Origin of the sequence: Vibrio antiquarius, assembly GCF_000024825.1 — a bacterium.
In the GTDB taxonomy this organism is placed as follows: Bacteria; Pseudomonadota; Gammaproteobacteria; order Enterobacterales; family Vibrionaceae; genus Vibrio; species Vibrio diabolicus.
In genome coordinates this window covers 2,602,089-2,621,834 of record NC_013456.1, presented here as the reverse complement: position 1 = coordinate 2,621,834, position 19,746 = coordinate 2,602,089, and the positions used below count along the sequence as shown (strand labels likewise).

Annotated in this window: 15 protein-coding genes; 7 read left to right on the top strand and 8 right to left on the bottom strand. The window is 43.9% G+C overall.

What is annotated here, in order from left to right; all coding sequences use genetic code 11:
- Positions 1 to 154: 154 nt before the first annotated feature.
- From VEA_RS12125 to VEA_RS12115, 3 genes are all read right to left on the bottom strand, one after another.
- Positions 155 to 1,132, bottom strand: a complete 978-nt coding sequence (locus VEA_RS12125) for a lipid A deacylase LpxR family protein (RefSeq protein WP_006742142.1) — start codon at positions 1,130 to 1,132, stop codon at positions 155 to 157.
- A 152-nt stretch (positions 1,133 to 1,284) separates the two neighbouring features.
- Positions 1,285 to 3,561 carry a formate C-acetyltransferase gene (gene pflB, locus VEA_RS12120; RefSeq protein ID WP_005390666.1) on the bottom strand — a complete coding sequence of 759 codons (2,277 nt, stop codon included), beginning with the start codon at positions 3,559 to 3,561 and terminating at the stop codon, positions 1,285 to 1,287.
- 305 nt (positions 3,562 to 3,866) lie between these two features.
- Positions 3,867 to 5,414 (bottom strand): DUF3360 family protein, encoded by a 1,548-nt coding sequence (locus tag VEA_RS12115; protein ID WP_006742141.1) that lies wholly within the window; start codon positions 5,412 to 5,414, stop codon positions 3,867 to 3,869.
- A 456-nt stretch (positions 5,415 to 5,870) separates the two neighbouring features.
- Here VEA_RS12115 and VEA_RS12110 point away from each other — a divergent pair, with 456 nt between their 5' ends.
- The 6 genes from VEA_RS12110 (at position 5,871) to VEA_RS12085 (ending at position 13,613) form a co-directional block, all read left to right on the top strand.
- Positions 5,871 to 7,346 carry a hypothetical protein gene (locus VEA_RS12110; RefSeq protein ID WP_006742140.1) on the top strand — a complete coding sequence of 492 codons (1,476 nt, stop codon included), beginning with the start codon at positions 5,871 to 5,873 and terminating at the stop codon, positions 7,344 to 7,346.
- 264 nt (positions 7,347 to 7,610) lie between these two features.
- A complete protein-coding gene (locus VEA_RS12105) occupies positions 7,611 to 8,381 on the top strand; it encodes an ABC transporter ATP-binding protein (protein WP_005378438.1) in 771 nt (256 codons plus the stop codon).
- Between the two features lie 82 nt (positions 8,382 to 8,463).
- On the top strand, positions 8,464 to 9,234 hold the full coding sequence (locus tag VEA_RS12100) for an ABC transporter substrate-binding protein (RefSeq protein WP_012841998.1): 771 nt from the start codon (positions 8,464 to 8,466) through the stop codon (positions 9,232 to 9,234).
- A gap of 81 nt (positions 9,235 to 9,315) precedes the next feature.
- Positions 9,316 to 10,056 (top strand): ABC transporter permease, encoded by a 741-nt coding sequence (locus VEA_RS12095; protein WP_006742137.1) that lies wholly within the window; start codon positions 9,316 to 9,318, stop codon positions 10,054 to 10,056.
- A 3-nt stretch (positions 10,057 to 10,059) separates the two neighbouring features.
- Positions 10,060 to 10,737 carry an ABC transporter permease gene (locus VEA_RS12090; RefSeq protein ID WP_005390676.1) on the top strand — a complete coding sequence of 226 codons (678 nt, stop codon included), beginning with the start codon at positions 10,060 to 10,062 and terminating at the stop codon, positions 10,735 to 10,737.
- A gap of 155 nt (positions 10,738 to 10,892) precedes the next feature.
- Positions 10,893 to 13,613: an ImpA family metalloprotease gene (locus VEA_RS12085; RefSeq protein WP_012841996.1), complete on the top strand. Its 2,721-nt coding sequence runs from the start codon at positions 10,893 to 10,895 to the stop codon at positions 13,611 to 13,613.
- Between the two features lie 97 nt (positions 13,614 to 13,710).
- Here the strand turns inward: VEA_RS12085 and xthA are convergent, their stop codons facing one another.
- From xthA to dinG, 5 genes are all read right to left on the bottom strand, one after another.
- Positions 13,711 to 14,517, bottom strand: a complete 807-nt coding sequence (gene xthA / locus VEA_RS12080) for an exodeoxyribonuclease III (RefSeq protein WP_006742135.1) — start codon at positions 14,515 to 14,517, stop codon at positions 13,711 to 13,713.
- 94 nt (positions 14,518 to 14,611) lie between these two features.
- Positions 14,612 to 14,776, bottom strand: coding sequence for a pleiotropic regulatory protein RsmS (gene rsmS / locus VEA_RS12075; protein WP_005378432.1), 165 nt, complete (start codon positions 14,774 to 14,776; stop codon positions 14,612 to 14,614).
- A complete protein-coding gene (locus tag VEA_RS12070) occupies positions 14,776 to 15,321 on the bottom strand; it encodes a primosomal replication protein (protein WP_012841995.1) in 546 nt (181 codons plus the stop codon). The genes rsmS and VEA_RS12070 overlap by 1 nt, the downstream gene beginning before the upstream one ends.
- Positions 15,318 to 16,103 carry a sulfite exporter TauE/SafE family protein gene (locus tag VEA_RS12065; protein ID WP_005390688.1) on the bottom strand — a complete coding sequence of 262 codons (786 nt, stop codon included), beginning with the start codon at positions 16,101 to 16,103 and terminating at the stop codon, positions 15,318 to 15,320. Before VEA_RS12065 ends, VEA_RS12070 begins: the two co-directional genes overlap by 4 nt.
- Before the next feature lie 14 nt (positions 16,104 to 16,117).
- Positions 16,118 to 18,193: an ATP-dependent DNA helicase DinG gene (dinG, locus tag VEA_RS12060; RefSeq protein ID WP_012841994.1), complete on the bottom strand. Its 2,076-nt coding sequence runs from the start codon at positions 18,191 to 18,193 to the stop codon at positions 16,118 to 16,120.
- Between the two features lie 515 nt (positions 18,194 to 18,708).
- Here dinG and VEA_RS12055 point away from each other — a divergent pair.
- Positions 18,709 to 19,740: a porin gene (locus tag VEA_RS12055; RefSeq protein WP_006742133.1), complete on the top strand. Its 1,032-nt coding sequence runs from the start codon at positions 18,709 to 18,711 to the stop codon at positions 19,738 to 19,740.
- Positions 19,741 to 19,746 lie beyond the last annotated feature (6 nt).

Sequence of the window (19,746 nt, the reverse complement as noted above, 5' to 3'; positions counted from 1 at the left end):
AAAACAGCTTTGTCGGTACTAAAGGCAAGGTTATGTGAAGAAAGAAAACAGATAGACCAATCTAAATAAATGCTTGATCACAGGGTTGGTTAATACCAAACGAGAGAGCTTGCCTCGTATTTAGATTGGTGCGGATACAGGGATAAGTCAGCTTTTAGAAAAAGGCGAACACAGAGAAGGAGCCTGTGCCATAAACATCCGTTTGGGATTCTTCATAATCTGGCGTTTTTATCGTAAAGGTTAGGCTTGCACCGTAATTTTGGTTATACCAAGTTGCACCCGCTACGGCGCTTGCTTGCCAATTTTGCAGTGTGACGTCGTATGGCGCGGATGGCTCAGGAATACCAGGGCGATCGCCTTCGATGGTCATGTCATTGAAACGGTAACGACCTTCAAACCCCGTAAATAAGAACCAGCTTGAAGTATCCTGTGCGAGCATACTCGCTGAGAACGGGCTCTCAACACTAATATTGGCGGCTCCGATGCTACTTGCTAGGTTTGTACCCCAACGAAACATGACGCCTTGAGAGACATCACTACGGAAGTTACCTGCATTGATGTCGTTAATGTTGGTGATTTCCCATTGCGTTTTTTGTTCTTCGCTGCGCATCAATTTATTAAATACGCGGTAGCCAAGGCTAAACGCCACTTTATCGTCGATCTGGTAATCCCAACCTTGTGGGTCAGTCGAGCCTGTTATGCCGTGAACGATTTCTTGCGCTTTTTCTGAAAGCGAACTTTCACCTGTTGCACCGATGGTGAAGTTGTAGCGGACGGCTTTGTCATCAGTCAGAGAAAGATAGTTGATCTCAGTATGTAGATAACCCGCATATGGGCGATCATTGACCAGTGGGTAATCCGCTTCAATGTCGCTTGGAGTCCACATTTTGTGGCCAAGAACCAACTCTATTTTATCGATATTGGCGTGTACTGAGTCTGCCAGACTCAGCCATTTCCATTGGCTTTCTTGTTTCAGTTGGCCTGTTGCGTAGGAAAGAAAAATACCATTTGTGTAGTCTTGGTCGACGCCGAAAATACCATCATTGTCGAGTGTAAAAGAGACCGTAGACTTAGTGGATGCCATCGCAACTGGAGAAAGAAGAGTAAGAACAATTAATTTACTGAGTTTCATATACTTTATTTACTAACTTTTTTCGCATCATACGTAAGAATGTGGGCAAAATCTTTCGTAATATCACAACTTTCATTCAAGAAATAAAAAAAGGCTGATGCTTAGAAGCATCAGCCTTTGTTGTATCACTAAAACGTTATTTCACTAAAGTCTTATAGAGACTCTGTGAATGTACGTGCGATTACGTCAGCTTGTTGCTCTGCAGTTAGAGAGTTAAAGCGAACAGCGTAACCAGATACACGGATTGTTAGCTGAGGGTATTTCTCTGGGTGCTTAACGGCGTCTTCTAGAGTTTCGCGGTTAAGAACGTTCACGTTTAGGTGTTGACCACCTTCGATACCCGCTTCGTGGTGGAAGTAACCATCCATCAGGCCAGCTAGGTTAGCGCGTTGTGAACCCTCATCTTTACCTAGTGCATTAGGTACGATAGAGAATGTGTAAGAGATACCATCTTGTGCGTCAGCAAACGGCAGTTTTGCAACTGAAGTTAGTGATGCTACGGCACCTTTCTCATCGCGACCGTGCATTGGGTTAGCACCTGGAGCAAATGGAGCACCAGCACGACGACCGTCAGGTGTGTTACCAGTTTTCTTACCGTAAACCACGTTTGAAGTGATAGTAAGAATTGACTGAGTAGGGATTGCATCACGGTAAGTCTTAAGCTTACGGATTTTGCCCATAAATACAGAAACAAGTTCACATGCGATATCATCAACGCGTGGGTCGTTGTTACCAAATTTAGGGTAATCACCTTCGATTTCGAAGTCGATTGCTAGACCGTCTTCGTCACGGATTGGCTTAACTTTTGCGTATTTGATTGCAGACAGAGAGTCAGCCGCAACAGATAGACCAGCAATACCACAAGCCATAGTACGTTTAACGTCACGGTCATGTAGAGCCATTAGTGCCGCTTCGTAGCTGTACTTGTCGTGCATGAAGTGGATAGCGTTTAGTGCAGTCACGTACTGCTTCGCTAGCCAATCCATGAAGTGGTCCATTTTCTCCCACAACTCATCGTAGTTCAGTACATCGCCTTCGATCTTCGGCATTTGTGGACCAACTTGGATTTTTAGCTTCTCATCCACACCACCGTTGATGGTGTAAAGCATAGTTTTCGCAAGGTTAGCACGAGCACCAAAGAACTGCATTTGCTTACCAACAACCATTGGAGATACACAACATGCGATTGCGTAGTCGTCAGAGTTCATGTCTGGACGCATTAGGTCGTCGTTTTCGTACTGAATTGAAGAAGTATCGATAGACACTTTCGCACAGAACTTCTTGAAGCCTTCAGGTAGTTGCTCAGACCAAAGAACAGTGATGTTTGGCTCTGGAGAAGGACCCATTGTGTATAGTGAGTTTAGGAAACGGAAGTTTGTACGAGTAACTAGCGTACGACCGTCAAGACCCATACCACCCATAGACTCAGTTGCCCAGATAGGGTCGCCAGAGAATAGATCATCGTACTCAGGAGTACGTAGGAAACGAACCATACGTAGTTTCATTACGAAGTGGTCGATCATTTCCTGAGCTTGTTCTTCTGTGATGCGGCCAGCAGCGATATCGCGCTCGATGAAGATGTCTAGGAACGTAGAAGTACGGCCTAGAGACATTGCTGCGCCGTTTTGAGATTTAACAGCAGCTAGGTAACCGAAGTAAGTCCACTGGATAGCTTCTTGTGCAGTTTCAGCAGGACGAGAAATGTCACAACCGTATTTTGCAGCCATTTCTTTGATTTGACCTAGAGCACGGTGTTGCTCTGCGATCTCTTCACGAAGCTGCATTGTCATTTGTAGGTCTTCGCCGTTCTCGAAACGCTCTTGTAGAGAAGAGAACTGTGCGAATTTATCCTTCATTAGGAAATCAATACCGTATAGAGCAACACGACGGTAGTCACCGATGATACGACCACGACCGTATGCATCAGGAAGACCAGTCAATACGCCAGACTTACGACACGCCATGATTTGTGGAGTGTAGATGTCGAAAACGCCTTGGTTGTGAGTTTTACGGTATTCTGTGTAGATTTTCTTAACTTGTGGGTCAAGCTCGCGGTTGTAGGCTTTGCATGAACCTTCAACCATACGGATACCACCGTTAGGGATGATCGCACGTTTTAGAGGAGCGTCAGTTTGAAGACCTACGATAGTTTCTAGGTCTTTTTCGATGTAGCCTGCATCGTGAGCAGTGATGGTAGAGATAACTGAAGTATCAAAATCAACAGGAGCGTGAGTCGCGTTCTCTTGTTTGATGCCTTCCATTACCTTAGCCCAAAGCTTGTTAGTCGCTTCAGTACCTTCAGAAACTAGGAAAGATTCGTCGCCTTCGTACGGAGTGTAGTTCTTCTGAATGAAATCACGAACGTTTACTTCGTTTTGCCAGTCGCCTGCAGCAAAACCTTCCCAAGCTTTAGCAAATTGCTCTGCCATGACATACCTACCTTTTTAGTAGAAAAAAATACGTACTGCTTCGCCGTTGAGCCAGCTATCCCCAAGTTAAAGAGGGGAACAGTACACTCTTATGAATAACAATATTTATAGTCTTAAATTTAAATGTTCGAGTTACAAAACTATAAATATTGTCACTAGTTTTAACGTTTCTCTTTTTAAGCAACAGTTAGAGGTTAAACTAAAATTTTTTTGCAAACCTTAAACTAAATCAATAAATCCTCAAAAATCTCGATAAAAATGGGGTAGCGACTAGCGCTACCCACACATTTTCTGAACTGTCAGCTTTACAGCCAAGCTTGGATGCCATATTGGCCTTCAAGCATACCAACTGCAAGCATAGCAACTAAACAGATAATAAGTACGCTTACTGGGATCACAATCTTGTCTACAAACGACAAGCGAGACGCGCGCTCTTTATCACCAATTAAGCCGTTGTTATCTAAAAGCATAGTTAGTGCCCAAGCTAGAACAGGGTTAACGACTACTGAACCAAAGATACAGATGCCTGCTGCTTGTGAATCTTTTGAGTCTTTCACCATCTGCATGCCTGCTTCAAGTAGTGGCAGAGATACACCAACGAGAAGAGCAACGCGCATAACTGGTGGCCATACAGCAACATCCATAGGGAAACCAAGAATTGCAACAATAATACATAGAGAACCTAGTAAGATTGCACCGCCAGGAATAGGGCGCTTCGCGATTGCTGCAGGGATCATGTAAGTCCCCCAAGATGATGTGATGTTACCACCACCGACAGCGGTACCGACCATTTGGCGCACAGAACACATTGTCATTGTGTCATCAACGTCCATCAGTACTTTTTCACTCTTACGTGGGTAGTTCATTTCTTGGAAGATGCGGTGACCCAAGAAGTCAGGAGACCACATTGCTACAGCAAGAATTGCGAATGGTAGAGAAGCGATGAAGTGTTCCATATTAGGAAGACCAAGCATCCAACCTTCTTCTGTTGAACCCCACCAGTAGATTGGGTTTAGGTTTGGAAGACCCGTCTCGGTTACGAATTTAATATCGAAGCCTGCGCCAAGAATAAGTGCGATTGCAAGGCCAGTGAAGGCACAAACAGGGATTGCTAGCCAGCGTTTGTTCACTTTAGCAAGAAACGCGTACAGGCCAATGGTAACCGCAAGAACGATTAGACCAATGTAACCCATGCTACCTGCGGCAACTGTGTCGGATTGCAAACCAACAGCCCAAGCTTGAATGGAATTAATTTGGCTCATCGTTCCGGTTAAACCCAAGAAGATGAGAAGGCCACCAGCCGTACCTTCAGAGGTGAGGTTAACCAGTTTTGAACCACCTTTTAACAGGCTCAGAATTAAACCAAACACACCAATAAGAATTGCCAATGCAAGAGGGTGAGCACCAGCAAGCGCGATGGTACCAATAAGAGGGATCATTGGGCCGTGGTTACCTGCTAGGTTGGCTTTAGGATTAATAAAGCCAGAAGCAAGTACACAGAAAAGAAGTGCAGGGATGAGCATCTCTACACGGGCAACTTCGATAGCGAAATCTTTGCCCAGGTTAACATGGTCCCATGCGGCAGTTAGGCCTTCAGCCCAAGACATCATTACCGCTGAGTACATCGCGATAATACCAATCGTACCGGCAAGTGCTGGAACAAGATCTTCAAGTTCAAAACGGAAGTCACGACCTGGCAAGTTTAAGCCGAAACGACGCGGCTTCATAATTTGTAGTTCGTGGTCTAGGTAGTCTGAACGGCTTGCGAACTCAGATGCTGGACGATGAAGCTCACGGTAGCTCTTGGTCTCGATATCTGAATCAGAGTGCGTTTTGTTAACTGCGTCTGACATAGATTCCTCATATATTTAAAAGTTATGAATTCTTCATTCAATTGTGTTAATCCGCATCCTGCGGCACGCTTATGCTAGCTATTATTAGATTTGTTACACGTCGACATTGTGCCTAAGCATAGCTAATAACTTATTGTGTTGAGGCACAAAAAAATCCTCATCTTTTGGCAGGAGTCTAGCAAGATAGCCATTTAGGGTGATTGATTTAGATCACTTTAAGAATGGTTGTGAAATAAAACTACAGAAAGTTTCTGGCATGCGAATGAGATGGTGAAATCTTGTGTAATTTCATTACACAAGTTGCATAAAATTAGAATTTGTTGCTCTTATCGTTCGAGGGATTCGGGGTAAATATCAATATTCATGATGATTATATAAAGCTGGCTTTATTCTTGCTTTCTACAGAGCAAAGACGATTTTTTGGCTAATCATTGCCGCTCAGTTTAGGAAAAAGACATGAAACAGCTTAAAGTACTGCCACTAGTGGCAATCATCTCAGGGTTAATGGTCGGTTGTGGCGGCGGTGGCGGTGGCGGCGGTGGTGCTGCGCCGAAAACAGCGTTTACTTTTGATTTTGCTATACCAGCAACAATGACTGAAAGTGAAGCTACTGCGAAAGGTTGTACGGTGTATGACCACAAAACTGAGCTGAACGGTGATAAAACGGTTTTAACCTATAGCGCAGCGTCAAAAGAGCAAGTGACTAACTATGTTATCGGTTACTACTCTGATGCAGATGGCAAAAGAGCCGGAGACATCATCAAACCAACCGCTGATAACTTTAAGTTTTATCTTGAAGATATCCCTGACGGCGGCTTTGTAACGTTTCAAGCAATAGAATTTAACGGTAGAGAAGCTCGCGTAAATACGTTTTCAAAAGAATTCTTACAAGATAAGAAACTACGTAATGCCACGTTTGCCCTTAACCGAGACTCTTTGAACAAGTGCTTTACTGGCGGTAACTTAGCAAGCAATAAGTTTACTAACCTAGATTACCGAAATGCTGAATCAGGTGGTGGAGACTACAATTTTGTCTCGCAAACCGATATTTTCACGTCACCCAACCCTGATATGTTGCCTACCGATGAGCTTATGGGGCTTAAAGGTGAGCCTACGGCGTTGTTCCAGTATGAATCTGGTTCAAGCGACAAAGCGCTTTACCAGTATGGTATTGGTTCGTGGGGGACTGGTGAGATCGCCTTAGTCAGAGCGGATAATACGTCAAACATTTATTCGTCTTCTGATTATACTTACGACACTCTCCACATTGGTTTTATTACTAACGGCTTTGCGTATGATGCGCTGAAGCTAGATAAAACGGCCGTTGAATATAATCGCCCTAGTGCAACGAATAAAGAAACTTGGGTCTACATGGCGTTCTCAGAGAATCAAGTTAATGGTTGGGACTCTCTACTTAACGAAACGGTCTCTGATGGATGGGATATTGACGTTGATCCAAGCTCTTACTTAAATATTGATAACCTGCCAAACACAAAACCAAATGTATCAACACAAGGAAGTGCAGACTCGGTGATTGATCTGGACATGGGTTTAACATCGTCTACAGAAGGCTTTACTCGTGTTGCTTACTTTGCGGCTTCAGGCGACTATAAAGTCACACATCGTATTTTCACAAAGAGTGACAGTGACTCTGTTGTTGTTCCTGAGCTCCATTACTACAATTTCCCAACATCAGCCGTTAACGGTTTGAAAGTTTCAGCTTCGGACGATTTTAATCGCACTGCTTTGGTATTGAGTGACGATAGCAATATCGACTCTAAAGTTTTCATGAGCTTCTTTTCTAATGGTGAAGCGTCAGAGCCTGAGCTAGATGAAGACTTGGATGGCATCATTACTTCTGAAAAAGAAGGCCTAGAAAATGAAGTGACATTACGTACTTCAAACTCATTGGTAGTCAGTCGTTTTAATTAATTCATTACGACCCTAAATAAGTTTCAATTAACACTTTTGTAAATTTATTAAGCCCCTTCTAAAGGGGCTTTTTTATATTTAATATTCAGCTTTTGAAGAATAAGTTGCTATATATTGCATATTAATTTGGCTATCGTATCTTTCTATTCGAATTATTTAGGTTAATAATTTGTTGCAAGTTTCAGGGTGTGGTGCTAATTTGTTCCGAATTAGAGAGGGCGGAGTCCCTTAATTGCAGTGACAAAAACACAGGGAGTAGAGCGCATGAATGATGTACCAGCGCTAGATATAAAAGACCTGCACAAAACATTTGGACAAAATGAAGTTCTCAAGGGAATTTCTCTTGCCGCGCACAAAGGAGATGTCATCTCCATCATTGGCTCTTCCGGTTCTGGTAAGAGTACCTTTCTTAGATGTATAAACTTGCTAGAAACGCCTACCGCAGGCGAAATTTGGGTGAATGGTGAATTAATCCAAATGAAGAACAACCGAGCAGGGGAATCCGTTCCTGCTAATGAAAAGCAAGTGCAACGTATTCGCTCACGTCTAGCGATGGTGTTCCAAGGTTTCAACTTATGGTCACACCTGACAGTACTAGAAAACGTGATTGAAGCCCCTGTTCATGTTCTAGGCGTACCAAAAGCCCAAGCGATTGAAAACGCAGAAGTCTTGCTTAAGAAAGTAGGCCTATATGAGCGTAAAGACTATTATCCTGGGCACTTATCTGGCGGTCAGCAGCAACGTGCCGCTATTGCCCGTGCGCTAGCAGTTGACCCTGAAGTGATGTTGTTTGACGAGCCAACCTCTGCGCTTGACCCAGAACTTGTTGGGGAAGTATTAGGGGTAATGAGAGATTTGGCAGATGAAGGACGAACCATGCTGGTGGTCACGCACGAGATGGCATTTGCGCGAGACGTATCAAACCATGTGATGTTCTTGCATCAAGGCTTAGTGGAAGAACAGGGAAATCCAGCTAAGCTATTTACAAACCCGGATTCAGAACGATTACAGCAGTTTATCTCATCCATTTACTAATATTTTTAGGCGGCAGACTATTGCCTCCTAAGCCAGCACAACAAACAAAACGAAATAAAATAGCAATCACAGGAGTATGGAAATGAAAAAGTGGTTATTAGCAGCAACGATCGCTGCAACGGCAGTATCTGGTGTCGCTCAAGCGAAAGAATGGAAAACAGTTCGCTTCGGCATTGAGGGTGCTTACCCTCCGTTTAGCTGGACAGAAACTGATGGTTCTCTGAAAGGCTTCGACGTAGACATGGCCAACGCGCTTTGTGAAGAAATGCAAGTGAAATGTAAGATTGTCGCGCAAGATTGGGATGGCATCATTCCTTCTCTATTAGCGCGTAAGTACGACGCAATCATCGCTGCGATGTCTATTACTGAAGAACGTAAGAAGAAAGTCGATTTCACTGGCAAATACGCACTGATTCCAAACAAATTTATTGCCAAGAAGGGTGCGAATCTGGATTTTGACAACCTAGATGGCAAGAAAATCGCCGTTCAACGTGCAACAACACACGACAAATATCTGACAGATAACTATGGCGATAAAGTAGAGATTGTTCGTTACGGTTCTTTTGATGAGGCTTACCTAGATTTAGCCAATGGTCGTGTTGCCGCTGTATTGGGAGACGCCTCTGCTCTAGAAGAAGGTGTGCTTAATAAAGCGGGCGGCGACGCGTACGAGTTTGTTGGTCCGTCATTGACCGATCCTAAGTGGTTCGGTGAAGGTTTTGGTATTGCCGTGCGTAAACAAGATAAAGATCTAACGAAGAAATTGGACGCGGCGATAATTTCACTACGTGAGAAAGGTGTTTATCAAGAAATTGCTGGTAAATACTTTAACTACGATGTGTACGGTGAATAAACCGTAATTAAGCGACCGTTGGCTTGTTCCTAGAAGTAGTCAACGGTCGATTTTTTGAGTTTAGGGATTAGGAACTCACCTATGCTAGATTTACAAGGATACGAAGCTTCGATTTTAAAAGGGGCTTTAGTAACGATAGAAGTTGCAGTGCTTTCACTCCTTCTTGCCGTGATCTTAGGTATGCTTGGCGCATTAGCTAAGTTAGCGCCTTACAAATGGGCAAGGGCGATTGCCACTCTTTACACCACCGTCATTCGCGGCATTCCTGATTTGGTTCTGATGATGCTGATTTTCTTTGGTGGACAAATACTTTTAAACAATAGCCTGTACTCCATTAACGAAACGCTCAATGAGTGGTTTGCTTCGAGTGATCCAAACCATGAATGGACGTCTTACTTACCCGACTATATTGATGTCAGCCCATTTATTGCAGGTGTACTCACGATTGGTTTTATCTTTGGTGCCTACATGGCGGAGACTTTTCGCGGAGCGATCATGGCGGTGGACAAAGGTGAACTAGAAGCGGCGAAAGCTTATGGTATGAGCTCAGCCTTATCGTTTAGAAGAATCTTACTGCCTCAGATGATTCGTCATGCATTACCTGGATTTGGTAATAACTGGTTAGTGTTACTCAAGACCACTGCGTTAGTTTCCATCATCGGCCTGGATGACATGGTGAGAATGAGCTCGTTGGCGGCGGGTACGACGAAAATGCCGTTTACCTTTTACATGGCTGTCGCGCTCATCTTTCTGTTTTTTACCAGCGTTTCGACCGGGCTACTCAAGCTTGTTGAGCGTAAGTTCAGTATTCATGCGAGGTAAGTTATGGATTTTTCTTTGATTATTGAAAGTTTCCCAACTTATCTTCAGGGACTTTGGACGACAGTTTGGCTGGTAGGATTAGCGTTGGTTATCGGTTTGTGTGTCTCGATTCCATTAGCCGTGGCACGTAATAGTACGAATTATGCCTTTAGCTTACCTTCTTGGGGATTCATTTACTTTTTCCGTGGAACGCCGTTGTTGGTCCAGTTGTATTTGATTTACTACGGTATGGATCAGTTCTTTCCTGTGAAAGATACCTTGTGGGAAAACGCCTGGTTTTGTGCTTTAGTCGCTTTTATTCTTAATACGTCGGCTTATACAGCAGAAATTATTCGTGGTGCGATTAATGGCTTGCCCAAAGGTGAAGTAGAAGCTGCCAAAGCGTATGGGATGAGTAAGTTTATGACATACAGACGTATCATCTTGCCTAGTGCACTGCGTCGAGCATTACCAGCTTATTCAAACGAAGTGATTTTCATGCTGCACGGTAGTGCGGTCGCGGGTATCGTTACCATTATGGATCTAACTGGCGCTGCGCGTTTAGTTAACTCACGTTACTATGCGCCATTTGAATCTTTCCTAACGGCGGGGCTGTTCTACATGGCACTGACGTTTATGATCTTGTGGTGCTTTAAAGTGGCAGAAAAGCGCTTCTTGGCATACCTACGTCCTTTAAGTTAATAATTAATGTCAGCAATGGTATCGAAATGGGTACCATTGCTTTTTGATGATTTTGTTATCTTCATTCCTATTTTTCCTACCGATACAAAAGACTATTTCTTTTTATTCATGTACTTACATTAATATTTGATAAACCCATTGTTTAGTAAGTAAAAATGAAAAAAACAATTCTATCGTTGGGCCTTGCCGCCGTTGCCACTGGATGTGGTGGGGGAGAGGGAGAGTCACAACCTAATGCTCAAGTAAAACCAACGCCAGTTCCAGTTCAACAAGCTCTGGAAACTGGTAATGCACTGCTCGTTTCTGACCCGAACGATTTCATTCGAGAAAGTCGGCAAGTTGTGGAAGGGCACAAGAAACAGTCGAATACGATCAAATCTGCAATTGCGAAAAACCTTTCTGGCCTTTATTGGGATCCAACCCATGATGCAGCGATCTTGGCACCTCAGTATGGGTTCAACGACACCATCTTGATGACCAACAAGGCCATGGCTAGCGGTTATAAAGATCAGGCGTTGTCAATTGGCGTTGCTGGAGAAAAAGCTAATGGTCAACGTTATGCGCTATTAGGTAGTAACCCATTTAGAACGGCACAACGCTTTCCCGAGTCTTCGAATGCAGCGATGACGCAATGGCTAAGCAACCTGGTCACTTGGTTGTCAGGCGGAGCTACTTCAAACGTTGTCATCGCGCAAATGGATCAGTCTTATTACTTCCCTGATGAGCAAGCGACTCGGAATTGGCTGAAAGACAATGTTTCACAAGAGTTGGCGTTTAACGAGGCCAACCTATGCGATGGTTCGAAGCTACTTAGCTGCTTGCAAACCAATACTCCAAACTTATTGATCTTGTCACAGCATCTGCAATCTGGCGACACCAACCAACAAGTACTCGATGCTCTGGCATACGCTGAGCAAGCCCAAATTCCTGTTCTATACCTGCATTGGGATGGAGGACTAACTGAACTTGGCCGAGACATTTTGGAAAAATTCCATGTTGATTATGTGGGAGATAACTATTGGCGTAAGTTAGGCTTGGTTGATTGGGCGCCTTCATCACTCATGAACTTCGTGCCAGACTCTGTTGCTACGCAACAAGCGCTGTTGTCTCGTTTTGAATCTCAAAACTTCAATGTTGACTTGTCACAGTGTGATGACAAATCTTGTCCTGATACTGCGAATATGGAAAGTCAATTTTATGCAGGGGCAAACAGTATTCGCCATCGGTTGAAAAAGCTTGATGAACAAAAAGTAGATTTGTTTAATCAAGATGGCTACCAATACGAAAAACTCATGGTATTGCTGGCTGATCACTATCGTCAAACGGTTGTGTTCCCAATGGACAAACAGTCAACCCAAACGACCGAATTCCTAAAGTCGTACTTTGCCGATTACGTGCAATACAACAGCCGAAGCGTAAACCCAAAACAACCAAATATGGGGAACTTCAGCCGTAGTGAGTTTAGCCCTGAAGTAAAGAGAATCAGCGCAACGATTAATATGGAATCAAAGCGTAACTTCCGCTCTGCTGGTGTGTATGCGCTTCCTGGGGAGACCTTTACGGTCACGCGCAATGACAGTAATGAAGTGACGACTAAAATTGTCATCAACAGTTTAAGAAGTGGCGCAACTCATGAGTTCAGCAAAGATGGATACACGCGACCAAAAATGCTGACTTCTTTCGCCTATGAGGTGAAGCCGGGTGAAACCATCACGCTGACTTCACCTTATGGCGGGCCTATCCAGGTTCACTTTAACAATAATGATGTACCAGTAGCTCTAACATTTAGCCATGTAGCGCAACACCCTGTATGGAGAAGTGAAAAGGATAACGATGCGTTTATTCAGGAGCTTGAAGCGAATTTGTTCGATTGGGCTGAACTGATCACGCCTGGATTTGAGGTACACTCTAAACGTGACAAAATGCTTGAATCTGTCAACGATGAGATGTGGTCGACACCAGCTGAAATGGCGCTAGCGACAGAAGAGTATGTTCATAACTACCCACATGTCTTGGCTGGTTTCCAAGGGCCGGGTATCGATGAGGTTCCGGAAATTATCCAGTATGCCAAAAATCAAGGTTGGGAAATCGCCAATATTGATATGGTGAAGCATATGAACGCTGACCAAGCGACGTGTGGTTACGGCTGTTCTGGTAACCCATACGATGCTTACTGGTCATTCAGCCCACTCGGTCACGGTGATTTACATGAGCTTGGTCATGGCTTGGAAAAAGGTCGATTCCGATTTGCTGGTTGGGAAGGGCATTCAACGACCAATTACTACTCGTATTACAGTAAGTCTCGTTTCTTCCAGAATACGGGGAAAGTTTCAACTTGCCAAAGCTTAGATTTCAAAGGCCAGTTTGAATTATTGCAAGCAAGCCGAACTCAAGCGGATCCAAACGCTTACATGGCAGCGCAAAATCAAACTGGTTGGAGTTGGGGAGCTCGCGTTTACATTCAAATGATGATGGCGACGCAGCATGAAGGTGTACTGCAAAATGGTTGGCATTTATTGGCGCGATTGCACCTGATTGAACGTGAGTTTAACCGCTTGAAATCGGATGATGCGCTTTGGAATGAGAGACGATTGAGTATTGGTTTCACCAACTACTCTCGTGAAGAGGCAAATAGCATCTCAAACAACGACTGGTTGCTTATTGCTCTGAGCTACATCTCTCAGCGAGACATGACGAGCTATTTAGATATGTGGGGCTTCTCGTTCACAGAAAAAGCGAAACAGCAGGTTGTGGCGCTGAATCTACCGCCGATGCCTCTCACTTACTTTGCAAGCAGCAATACCGGCTACTGTCTGAACGAATTTGCTCAAACGCCAGTCAGTGTTGATGGTCAAACGGTTTGGCCGCTGAACTAGCTGAGTAGAAAGTAACTTGCATGAAAAAGGGAGACAGAGTCTCCCTTTTTCATGGGATAAGCTTAGCGTTGAGTCCCGCTTATTGCTCAGTTATGTATTACTTGAACGTCGACCAAATTGGAGCGTGGTCTGAAGGTTTTTCAATACCGCGTAATTCATAATCGATCCCCGAGTCAATACATTTTTGCGCGAGAGAAGGGGTCGCCAAAATGACATCAATTCGTAGGCCTCGGTTATCATCAAACCCGCGAGAGCGATAATCAAACCACGAGAATTGATCGTTCACTTCTGGATATAGCTTGCGGAAGGTGTCCTCAAAGCCCCAATCTAGCAAGGTTTTCAGCCATTCGCGCTCTTCCGGTTGGAATGAACATTTACCTGTTTTTAGCCAACGCTTACGGTTTGGTTCGCCGATACCGATATCTGCATCAATAGGGCTGATGTTGATGTCACCCATAACAATCAATTGCTCGTCACTATTGTGATGATCGTTTAGGTAGGTCATAAGATCTTTATAAAACTGACGTTTGTATGGGAATTTTGTTTCGTGGCTGATGTTATCCCCTTGAGGGAAGTAGCCGTTTAGCACCGTGACCTTTTCGCCGTTTTCATTTAAAAACGTTGCCATGATCATGCGCTTTTGGTGCTCTTCGTTATCCGTCGGGAACCCTTTTTGTACGTGTAGAGGTTCTTGCTTACAAAGCATTGCGACGCCGTAATGCGCTTTTTGACCATGGAAATACACTTTGTAGCCCATGGCTTCGACAGCTTCAATCGGGAATGCTTCATCGTGAACTTTAATTTCCTGAAGGCCAATCACATCTGGTTGGTGTTTGTCGATTAGCGCTTGGAGTTGGTGCAGTCGCGCACGTAGTCCATTGATGTTAAAGCTGATTACTTTCATTGTTTATCCTTTTTGAGGGCGTACTTTTTTATGAATAGTATCATTGTGCAAGAGCACTGAAAACGAGTCTCGGTGAAAGGAGCGAAACGTTGGGCTACTTTGCTTTTAATTTGTTTTCTAAGTCGTTTTGCACGATCTTCAAAGCGTTAAGCGCAACTTCTGGATCTATCTCATTGCTCTCAAGTAAATAGATCAAATCGACAGCCAATTTGATCTCTTCAGGTGCGTCATCTAAAGGCGAGGTTGGTTGATCGGCCATTATTGGTGTTTTTCCCTATGTGTAATTTGGTTCTCTAGTTTCAGAAGCGCTGCCTCACAACGTGCCAAACGTTGCTCGGTCGCTAGCAACACTTTCTGAGCCTCGGCACGCATAAAACTAGGAGCGGTTTCGACAGCACGTTCTTTTTCTAACACCATTTCGCGCAAGCGTCTTGCCCACTCTTGGTGTTGAGCGAGTTCCTGGTAAAGCACGTTAATAGGCTTGCGGAAATGGCTGCTATGTTTGATCTCATTCTTGCGAATTTTGGTGGTAGAGATCTCGCGTTGAATCGCACCGATTTGCGCTACTAACCGTTCAGTGAGGTACTCAGCACGCAAAGCGGTGAGCTTACCTTCATTTTGCTCACGCACAATCGCATCCAGCGTAGCTTTTGCTTCTTTTACGCAAGGAGTAAGTAAGCGAGAGCGACAACCAAATAAGCGCTCATCAAAAAGCGGAACATGGTGTTCGCCTCTTTGACGGTCAAGAACAGCGGCTTGCTTCGCCATTTGTTCTAGGTTTTCCTGGAGTTGAGAAATGTTCATGACAAACCTACAAACCATGCGTCATAAGCCAATTTTATGGCCAGTATACTGACGACAGTAACAAATACAGGGCGAATGAATTTAGAACCAAACCGAATGGCGGAATGTGCGCCAACAAAAGCGCCAGCCATTAAACATACCCCCATTGTTAAGCCTAGCACCCAGTTGATATGACCGAGGACTGCAAACGTGATCAAAGAGGTAAAGTTGCTGGTAAAGTTCATTGCTTTTGCTAAGCCAGAGGCGAGCAAGATATTCAGCCGATACAGAGCCATTGAACTTACCGTCCAAAAAGCCCCAGTACCAGGCCCTGCGAGCCCGTCATAGAACCCTATGGATAATCCTTGCATGTACTGTTTTCTATGAAGTTTTGGACAAGGCTCGGGAATTGGACTTTGATGAGGAGAGTGCGGTGTTTTATGGAAGACGGTGTATAACGCCGCCGCTAAAATAACAAGAGGTAACCCTTTTTCTAGCCAATCCGTGCTAATCGCGTCCACAAGTAGGGTACCTAATGTTGCTCCGACAAGCGTCGCAACAAATGCTCTTCCCCAACATTGAGGCTTGAATAAACGTTTCTTGTAGTACGTAAATGCCGCAGTAGAAGAGGCAAAGGTAGCCGCAAGTTTATTGGTGCCTAGTGCAATATGGGGCGGCAAGCCCAACGATAGTAGAGCAGGTACGGTTAGCATGCCACCACCACCGGCAACTGCATCAATAAATCCAGCGACAAAAGCGACAAGCGCCAACACCAACAGCATAGTTGGCTCAATCATTTCCATAAATGGTGATTCTTCTAATATTCTATTTTACGTTTAAATGGAGGTAGTGAGTCGATTAAGGCTTGTCCGTATCGCTTAGTGACTAGGCGTCGATCAAGAATCGTTACTCTACCAGAATCTCTCTCTTTACGCAGTAAGCGACCTACGCTCTGGATCAGCTTTTTGCTTGCGTCAGGTACAGTTATTTGCATAAACGGGTTTCCACCTTTTTTCTCGATATATTCGGAGTGAGCCTGTTCGACAGGAGAGGTTGGAACACCAAATGGAATTTTTGTAATCACCAAGTTTTCAAGTAATTCGCCAGGTAAATCTAGCCCCTCAGAGAAACTGCCAGTACCAAATAAGATGCTGGTTTTATTTGATTCTATTAGCTTTTTATGTTTTTTTAGAATTTCTTGACGTGAGCTTTCACCTTGAACTTGCAACGCCCAGCCTTTTTTTATGAACTCCGAAGACAGCGCCTTCGCAACTTGGTTCATCTGCCAATAGGATGAGAATAATACTAAGTTGGCTTTCTTGTCTTCCAAGTACTTAGGCAATATCTCAATAAGATATTCAGTAAATTGAGGCGCTGGTGGTTCATATTTCATCGCAGGGATGAGCAATTCTGCCTGGTTTTGGTAATCGAATGGTGACGCAAGCGCTAAAAACTGTGTGCCTGACTCTGGTTTTCCATCAATACCAACCTGATGGCAAAAGTAATGGAAGGAGTTTAATGCACGCATCGTTGCGGAAACTAAAATGGCGCCAATGCACCTGCTCCAAATTTGTTGGTCGAGTTGCCATCCAATTTCAAGCGGAGAAACACTCACAATGAAATCACCCTCGCGATCGGGGTGGGTTTCTAACCAGCGAGCTAAAGGCGCACCTTTTTCACGAGTTGGCTCAGCCATCAAGTGCCAGACTTGCGCCAGGTTTTCTAACCTTTGAATGTAGAAGCCGAGCTCTGCAAGCGCTGGTTCAGCTAATCTTGTCGCAAGCTCACCATCTTTTACTCTTTCCGCAATAAGGTCGGCAATTTTTGCCACACTTTGATTTGCTTTTTTACTGAACTGCTTTAACTCTTTGGATTGGTTCTCTAGCCATTCTGGTAGTTCACCGTGCTCAAAGCGGTAGATACTCTCTTCAAATTGAGCTGGATCGAACTGTTTAGGCAGTTGAGTCAGTGCTGGTATCAAGTTCTGAACCGCGTCTTGAAGGTCGTTGCGAAATCGAGCTACGCGCTTCTCGTCTGCGAGCGATGAAAACTTGCTAATCGACTGATTTAACTTCTCAAGCCATGCTGCCGCACCTTTTAAGCTCGCAGATGCTGAAGCATGATCGCGGGCGACATGAGGCAAGTGATGTGCCTCGTCAAAGACGTATATCGTGTTTTCTGGCTCAGGTAAGATTACTCCGCCCCCCAAGTCTGCGTCTGCCATGACGAGAGAGTGGTTCGCAATGATGACATCATTCTTATCCAACTCTGAGCGCGCTTTTTGGAATGGGCAGCCGCGATGGCCGGGTAAGCTGTTATTACAACTGTGTTTATCACTAACAATCAGTTGCCATAGCTTATCATCAATGGTTTTAGGCCAAGAATCACGGTCACCGTCCCACTTACCTTGCGCAAGAGAGCGATGCATTGTTTCCAACAGCTCTATATCTCTTTGCTTAGGCTTGGTTTCGAACATGGCTAACTGACCACCATCAGCGCCACAAGCTGAAGCAAGTTTTTCTGCACAACAATATCGTTGACGGCCTTTTGCCAAAATAAAAGAAAACTCTCGGTCGGTAATCCGACGAAAAAGAGGGAGGTCTTTATTTATGAGCTGTTCTTGCAGAGCTACGGTCGCCGTTGAGATAACCACTTTTCTATTGTTATGTACAGCCACGGGGATGGCAGCCATTAGATAGGAGAGCGACTTACCAATTCCAGTCCCTGCTTCTGCAACCAGTATTCGGTTAGATTTGTGGTACTGACCGCACAGCGTTTTTGCAATCTCTGCAACAAGGTAGTTTTGTGCTCTTCTAGGTACAAAGTTATCAAGTTGATCTTGCAGGTTTTGATAGCTATTACGAATCGATTTTTGAATGTTACTGGTCAGCATACGGGCCTCAAATGCGTTGGAGGCGAATAGTAGCACACATCACTAGTTGTACAGTAGTTCACAAAACGGAATGCTTTTATGAGGAATGTAGATCTTCTTCACAAAAAAATATTGAACCTTATCTAAATGAAATTAATTTCATTATATGAAAAATATAAAACTCCAAATATGATATTTGTATGGTTTTTTATCCTATATATTTTGTTTTTTAGTATTTGTTTTGGGTTTAAAATCTCATTGTTAATGGTTTTATAAATTATGAAAAATCAAGAGGATTGATTAGATGTTCGTCGAATAAATAAAGATAAACTTTTCAAGTTATTGTTTTTAAATGTTATTTTTGTTTTTTTACATTGGTATTTAGAAAATTTGACAGCCAGAATAATCTTTTGCACTCTTAGCTCCAGATTTTGAGAAGGCGCTGTATAACGTTTTGTTAACGCTCTATCTCAAACATATAAAAAAAGGGAACCGGACAAGGATATCCCGAACTAAGAAAAGGCAGTGGATTAATTATGAAAAAAACTCTATTAGCACTAGCTGTAGTTGCGTCTGCAACTTCAGTGAACGCAGCTGAAGTATTCAAATCTGAAGAAGGTTCTGTAGATTTCTACGGTCAGCTACGTCCAACTCTTCTATTCCTAGACAGCACAGACCACACTGCAGAGCTAAACACTAGCTCTTCTCGTATGGGTGTAAATGGTGTTTACGTTGTAAACGACAACCTAAAAGTTCTAGGTGAAGTTGAAATCGGTGTTGCTCTAGGTGACAACTACGGTGCAGGTGCTGATTCAAGCGAGCGTACTGATGACTCAGTATACGTACGCCGTCACATCTTTGGCTTCGACATGGGCGATATGGGTACACTTCGTTTTGGTAAAGAAGGTACTTGGGCTGATGACATCTACGGAGCTGATTACTCATACTTCTTCGGTGGTTCTGCACTTCTTTACGGACACGCGTGGAACAACTCTTCTCAAATTAAATACGCTTACGAAAATGACGCATTCTGGCTAAAAGCTGGTTACGCGCTAGGTGAGAAAGATCAAAACGAAGAAATCCGCGAAGTATTCGTAGGTAAGTCTTTCAATGACCTATCTGTACACGCTGGCGTTCTTTCTTCTGAGAACAAGATTGCTTCTAAAGGTAACAACACTGAGAACCTATCTTTCGAAGTAACTGCTGAATACGCTCTAGATGAGCACACTCTAGGTGCTACGTACTACTACAACGAAAATGAAGACAAAGCAGCTAACGAGACTATCGATTCTCACGGTATCTCTCTAGCAGGCATGTTCGCTGTAGCTCCTAAAACAACACTTTACTCTGGCTACGAGCTAGTAATGTCATCTTCTGACAAATCTGGCAAGAAAGATGGCGACCAATCTAAGTTTTACGCTGGCGTTGAATACAAGTTCTCTAAATGGGCTCGCGTATTCGCAGAAGCGGGTTACAATTTTGATGGTGATAAGCTAGAAGCTGGTAAAACAACTGCAGAAACTGATTCTAAAACTGACTTCGGTGTTGGTGCACGTTTCTACTGGTAATCAATA

Excerpts from the sequence above, each read along its gene's own strand:
- VEA_RS12110 (WP_006742140.1), top strand. The coding sequence starts at position 5,871 with ATGAAACAGCTTAAAGTACTGCCACTAGTGGCAATCATCTCAGGGTTA.
- VEA_RS12085 (WP_012841996.1), top strand. The coding sequence starts at position 10,893 with ATGAAAAAAACAATTCTATCGTTGGGCCTTGCCGCCGTTGCCACTGGA.
- VEA_RS12065 (WP_005390688.1), bottom strand. The coding sequence starts at position 16,103 with ATGGAAATGATTGAGCCAACTATGCTGTTGGTGTTGGCGCTTGTCGCT.
- VEA_RS12095 (WP_006742137.1), top strand. The coding sequence starts at position 9,316 with ATGCTAGATTTACAAGGATACGAAGCTTCGATTTTAAAAGGGGCTTTA.
- VEA_RS12125 (WP_006742142.1), bottom strand. The coding sequence starts at position 1,132 with ATGAAACTCAGTAAATTAATTGTTCTTACTCTTCTTTCTCCAGTTGCG.
- rsmS (WP_005378432.1), bottom strand. The coding sequence starts at position 14,776 with ATGGCCGATCAACCAACCTCGCCTTTAGATGACGCACCTGAAGAGATC.
- VEA_RS12070 (WP_012841995.1), bottom strand. The coding sequence starts at position 15,321 with ATGAACATTTCTCAACTCCAGGAAAACCTAGAACAAATGGCGAAGCAA.
- VEA_RS12115 (WP_006742141.1), bottom strand. The coding sequence starts at position 5,414 with ATGTCAGACGCAGTTAACAAAACGCACTCTGATTCAGATATCGAGACC.
- xthA (WP_006742135.1), bottom strand. The coding sequence starts at position 14,517 with ATGAAAGTAATCAGCTTTAACATCAATGGACTACGTGCGCGACTGCAC.
- dinG (WP_012841994.1), bottom strand. The coding sequence starts at position 18,193 with ATGCTGACCAGTAACATTCAAAAATCGATTCGTAATAGCTATCAAAAC.
- pflB (WP_005390666.1), bottom strand. The coding sequence starts at position 3,561 with ATGGCAGAGCAATTTGCTAAAGCTTGGGAAGGTTTTGCTGCAGGCGAC.
- VEA_RS12090 (WP_005390676.1), top strand. The coding sequence starts at position 10,060 with ATGGATTTTTCTTTGATTATTGAAAGTTTCCCAACTTATCTTCAGGGA.
- VEA_RS12055 (WP_006742133.1), top strand. The coding sequence starts at position 18,709 with ATGAAAAAAACTCTATTAGCACTAGCTGTAGTTGCGTCTGCAACTTCA.
- VEA_RS12105 (WP_005378438.1), top strand. The coding sequence starts at position 7,611 with ATGAATGATGTACCAGCGCTAGATATAAAAGACCTGCACAAAACATTT.
- VEA_RS12100 (WP_012841998.1), top strand. The coding sequence starts at position 8,464 with ATGAAAAAGTGGTTATTAGCAGCAACGATCGCTGCAACGGCAGTATCT.